We start from the raw sequence: 5007 nt of genomic DNA, 5'->3' as shown, positions 1-5007 counted from the left end.
GCCCCCATACCACCCGAAGTGCCACGTCCGCCCCGAAGCCGGGTCCCGTACGGCGTAGCCGCCGTCCCCCGGAATCTCCAGCGGCCACCGCGGCCCCTCGGCCGGCAGCGTCGCGACACCCGGCGCCGGATGCGGATAGGACAGCACCATGCCGTCCTCGCCGACGAACACCACGCCCTCGGCGTCGATCTCCAGCCGCTGGTCCGCCGTGCTCGACCACGACGGCCCCAGCCACTGTCCGGCCCGGTACCCGGACTGCGCCTTGCGGACGAACGTCAACGGCAGCGCGCCGGGCAGCACCACGTCGACCTGCGGCAGGAACATCCGGCCCGAGGCCAGGTCGACGGGGTCGGTGCCCTTCGTGGCCTTCGTGCCGTCCGGGCGGGTGTTCTCGTGCGGCCCCCGCTCGGCCTCGTGCCGGGCCGCGCTCTTCCCGGCCTGCCGCGTGCCGGTCTCCGCGCCCTCCTCCACCGCCTTCTTGGTGACGTTGAGAACGGCGCCCTCGGTCGCCTTCGCCGCCGTCCCGGCGCCGCCCGTGCCGACGGCCATGATGATGTTGCCGAACAGCCGCCCGCCCGCCTCCGACGGATCCGAGCCCCAGCCAGTGCCGAGCAGAGCGCCCGGCAGCCGCTCCGGGTGGGAGGCGAGGGAGAGAATCCCGGCGGCGGTGTTGGAGACGGTGTCGAGATAGGCCGCGGGGTGCGTGAGGTTGTACGGGTCCGTCGGGTTGAGGCCGCGGGCGAACTTCAGCACGTCCGTACCCGAGCGGACCACGCCGCCCGTGAAGTGCAGCAACTCGACCTGGCCGCCCTCGAACCCGTCGAGCGCGTCCCCGGCCATCCGGTCGTGGAACTCCGGCTTGTCCGGGGCCAGTTTCGTCGCGGCGTCGATCTTCGCCTTGGCGGTGGCCGCCGCCGTATTGCGCTGCTTACGGGCCTCGGCGAGGATGCGCTGCGCCTCCTTGCCGTCCGCCACCCCCGGATCGTGGAACTCGCCCGGCTTCGGCCCCGGATCCTCGCCGCTGTCGACCTTCGCGTTATAGGCGTCGACCTTCTTGTTGTGCGCGTCCACGGCCTCCTTGGACGCGGCCTTGCCCTTCTTGTAGAGGCGCACCGCCTCCTTGGCCTGCTTCTGCGCCCAGGTGACCGTGTGCCCGTACGTCGTCAGCGCGCCCGCGGCGTCCTCGCAGGCGTCGGCGGCCCGCGCCCACTTCTTCGGGTGCTCCGCGAACTTCTTGGCGAACGCCTCCTTGCCCTCGCCCTCCCACTCCGCTGAGCCGACCTTCAGCAGCCCGGCGTGCACGGAGTCGAACGCGGTGTGGAACTTCTTCAGATGCTCGGCCGCCGCCTCGATCCGCTTCACGTCGCCGTGGATCAGCTCGTCGGCCTCCTCGGTCTGCCCGAGCTGTTTCTCGTCGACCTCCGCGCCGAGGTCGGAGGCGGTCTCGTCGCCCCAGTCCTCGACCGATTCGGCCCAGTCGTGCAGACCGACGTAATCGAGGCCGTCGCTGACCTTGTGGGTCGCGTACTCGACGCCCTCGCCGACGAGCTTCTTGCCCTGCTCGACCTTCCCCTCGACCCAGTCGCCGCCCTTGTCGATCCAGTCCATTACCCCCATCAGCCGTAGTCCTCGATCTTGCTGACGACATGCGCGGCGGGCCCGACGGGGCCGAGGCCCCAGCCAGACTGGACGTCGTCGGCCGTTCTCGACCAGGTCTCCTTCGCGTTCCCGGCCGCGTCCTGGAAGGACTTCACGCTGTAGTCCGCGTCCCGCACCTGCGTGTACGGGTTGTCGGACAGGGTCTCTCCCCAGGACTGCTGCTCGACCTGCTCCTCCGTCAGATGCGGGTTGCCCATGACCGCGTTCGTGGTGACCTTGAGGGTGTTCGAGATGTACTCGTCCGTCTCGTGGTAGTAGCCCGCGGCCAGGCCCACCCGGTGGGCGAACTCGTTGCCGTCGCGCACCAGGGCCCGTACGCCCCACTCCCAGCGGTCGCAGAACGACTTGAAGGACGAGGTCAGGTCCTCGTGTCCGGCCTCCAGGCCGCTGAGGGCGAGCTCGGAGAAGCCGCGTCCGACGGCCGCGTCGCCCGGCGAACCCACCTTCTTCAGCTCACCGATCGCCCCGTCCAGGCCCTTGGAGATGTTGTCCAGCGCTTCCTTGCCAGCCTTGAGGCCGTCCCCGCCGCTCACCGCGGGCCCTCGGGGGACTCGCACTCTGGCTCGCTCGGACCATGCGGGTCGCTCGGATCCTTCGGACCGTTCGGGCCGCTCGGGCCGTTCGGATCCTTCAGACCGTTCGGGTCCTTCGGGTCCGCCGGCCGCCAGTTCTCCGGCGCGTCGACCGCGGCGGCGTCCGGCACGATGCCGACGACGGGCGGGAACATCATCGGGTGCTCGCTGCCGACGTCCAGGGCCACCCCCGCAGGGACGCCGACGGCGGGCACAACGACGTCCAGCAGCCGGGCGCCCAGCACGGTCCTGTACTCCCAGTCCGCGGCCCCGTCGTCCTTTCCGTCTCCGCCGGCCCGGCGGGCCGCGGCGAACCGGGCCAGGGCCGCCTCATCCGTGAACGCGCAGATCCAGCGGATTCCCCCGAACTCCACCGACAACAGACTGTCCTCGCCCGGCGCGTCCGTCGGCGCTGTCGGCCTCCTCGGCGCTGTCGGCACCAGCACCGCCGTACGCCGCAGCTCCCCGACCATCGCGGCCGGCCGCCCCCGCTCCCCGTGAACCGCTGCGACCTCATCCGTCAGTGACACCGCAACCACCCCCCCTGTGGACAGCAGCGTACAAAGCCCCACTGACAACCGGGGCCCGGCCCCGGAATCCGGCCTACGAGCGGCAGGTCACATCCCGTCCCGGCCGCTGTCCCGTCGCCAGGAAAACGGTGACCTTCGCGTCCCCGCAGGCATTGCCGTGGGCGAGGTACGAGCCGTGGCCGCCCGCGTCCACGGCGACCATGCGGGCGCGGTCGCCGAAGGCGCGGCGGAGGTTGAGGGCGCCGCTGTAGGGGGTGGCGGGGTCGCGGAGGTTCTGGATGAGGAGGATGTTGGAGGGGCCGCGGGGGGCGATGCGTACGGGCTTGTCGGCGGGGGCGGTGGGCCAGAAGGCGCACGGGGTGATGCCCGCCGGTTGGCCCGCAGTGAGGGGGTAGCGGGCGCGGTTCGCGGCGACGGCCTTGGTGTAGGCGGGGACCGACTTCGGCCAGGACACGTCGTTGCAGAGGGTGGCGACGGTCATGGCGGCGGTGTTCTGCATCGCCGCGTCGGGCGGGGTGTTCGGGGCGGGCAGAGCTCGATGCGCGGGGTCGGACGCGGCGCGTATCAGCTCGGCCAGGGCGGCGAACCGGCCGTCGTCGTACAGGGCGTCGTACATCGCCTGGCGCAGTACGTTGCCGTTCAGCTCCGCCGGGTTGGCGCCCGGCCAGGGGAGCGGATAGCGGTCCAGGCGGGCGGCCAGGCGCAGGAACAGCGGACGCACCTCGGCGGGGGTCCGGGCGATACGGTCCGCGCCGCGTTCCGGGGCGGCGGCCCAGCGCGCGAAGTCGGGGAAGCGGTCCTCGGCCCCGACGGCGCCGTTCGCCAGCCAGCCGCGCTCCACCAGTTGGGGGTTCGGGTCGTCGTTGCTGTCCAGCACCACGCGGTCGGTACGGTCCGGGAACATCGTCGCGTACACGGAACCGACGTACGTGCCGTACGAGACCCCCCACGCCGACAGCTTCTCCTCGCCCAGCGCCCGCCGGACGCTGTCGATGTCGCGGGCCTCGTTGACCGTGCTGACGCTGCGCAGCACCGGTCCGCCGTCGCGTAGGCACGCGTCGGCCGTACGGCGGGCGCTCGCCGCATTCCGCGAGATGTCGCCGCCGGGGCCCGGCCAGGCCCGGAGGGCGGTCAGGGCCACGTCCTCGTGGGACAGGCCGCAACTGATCGGCGCGGAACGGCCGACTCCGCGCGGGTCGAACCCGACGATGTCGTATGTGTCGCGCACGGACCGCGGCAGCTTCGCGAGCTTGGCGCTCGGGTCCTTCCAGCTCGATCCGCCGGGGCCGCCGGGGATCAGCAGCAGGGCGCCGCGCCGCCGCTCGGGGTTCTGGCCGCGGATGCGGGAGACGGCCAGGTCGAGGCGGGGGCCGTCCGGCGCGCGGTAGTCCAGCGGTACGGACACGGTCGCGCACTCCTGGCGCGGGTCGAGGCCCTTGCCCTCGCACTTCGACCAGCTGACCGGGGCAGGTACGGCGTGTCCGGCGGCTTCCGCGCCCGGAGCCGTCATCGTGAGCGCCGCCGCGGCCGCCGCCAGCGGAAAGGCGAGGGTTCTGCGGTTCCAGAAAGTCATGGGGGCCATCGTTGTGGCCGGTGGCGCCCGCGCCCATCCGGCCAGCCGGATGCCTGCGAGGGGGCTACCTGGGGGTGCTCCCCAGGGGTTACGCGAGACCCAACTGCGTCACCAGCATCGCCAGCACCACGACCAGCGCCCAGCCGACCACCTGCTCGACCATCTTGTTCTTGTCGGAGGGCCCGCCTGTGCCGGTACGCGTACGCGCACGCGTGCCCGTACCCGTGTCCGTACCCGCACCGGTCCGGCTCGTCGCGATCTGTGCCATCTCCGCCATCGCCGCCATCTGCGCCATCTGCGCCACCTCTGCCCACTCTCGTCTCGTGTCCCTTATGACCCTTCAGTCCCTCCCGCTCCCTCAGAGTGCGACCGCCCCACACCTCGGTAAAGAGGGAGTGATTCAGGACACGCGGGCCGGAGAATGCCGGTGCGCCGCCAACTCGCCCCCGGTTACGGTTCGTTCGTCCGAGCGGCACCCGTCATGAGGGGGAGCACCGTGACCGGCTTCATACCGCGCGGGCCCGCCGATCGCGCCCACACGCCCGCCGATCGCGCCCGTGAGTCAGTCGACCGGACCTCGGCCGTTCACGCCCGTACGCTCGCCGCCCAGGCGCACGCCCTGGCCGAGGGCGAGGTCAGCGCGCAAGGGCTGGTGGAGCGGGCCCTCGCGCAC

The 5007-nt window shown here is 72.2% G+C and carries 5 protein-coding genes; all 5 read right to left on the bottom strand.

All coding sequences use genetic code 11. From position 1 onward, the window contains the following. Positions 1-1617: putative T7SS-secreted protein (locus ACFU99_RS32575; protein ID WP_384398890.1), on the bottom strand; the 1617-nt coding region annotated here is incomplete at its 3' end. Then, positions 1617-2192: a hypothetical protein gene (locus ACFU99_RS32570; RefSeq protein ID WP_384398888.1), complete on the bottom strand. Its 576-nt coding sequence runs from the start codon at positions 2190-2192 to the stop codon at positions 1617-1619. The genes ACFU99_RS32575 and ACFU99_RS32570, both read right to left, overlap by 1 nt. Next, positions 2189-2761: an SseB family protein gene (locus ACFU99_RS32565; protein ID WP_384398886.1), complete on the bottom strand. Its 573-nt coding sequence runs from the start codon at positions 2759-2761 to the stop codon at positions 2189-2191. Before ACFU99_RS32565 ends, ACFU99_RS32570 begins: the two co-directional genes overlap by 4 nt. A 73-nt stretch (positions 2762-2834) precedes the next feature. Further along, positions 2835-4334: an alpha/beta hydrolase gene (locus ACFU99_RS32560; protein ID WP_384398884.1), complete on the bottom strand. Its 1500-nt coding sequence runs from the start codon at positions 4332-4334 to the stop codon at positions 2835-2837. Between the two features lie 88 nt (positions 4335-4422). Further along, a complete protein-coding gene (locus ACFU99_RS32555) occupies positions 4423-4629 on the bottom strand; it encodes an SCO1431 family membrane protein (protein ID WP_384398882.1) in 207 nt (68 codons plus the stop codon). Positions 4630-5007 lie beyond the last annotated feature (378 nt).

This window comes from Streptomyces sp. NPDC057654, assembly GCF_042800135.1.
Lineage (GTDB): Bacteria > Actinomycetota > Actinomycetes > Streptomycetales > Streptomycetaceae > Streptomyces.
This window is presented reverse-complemented; position numbering and strand designations above follow the sequence as displayed.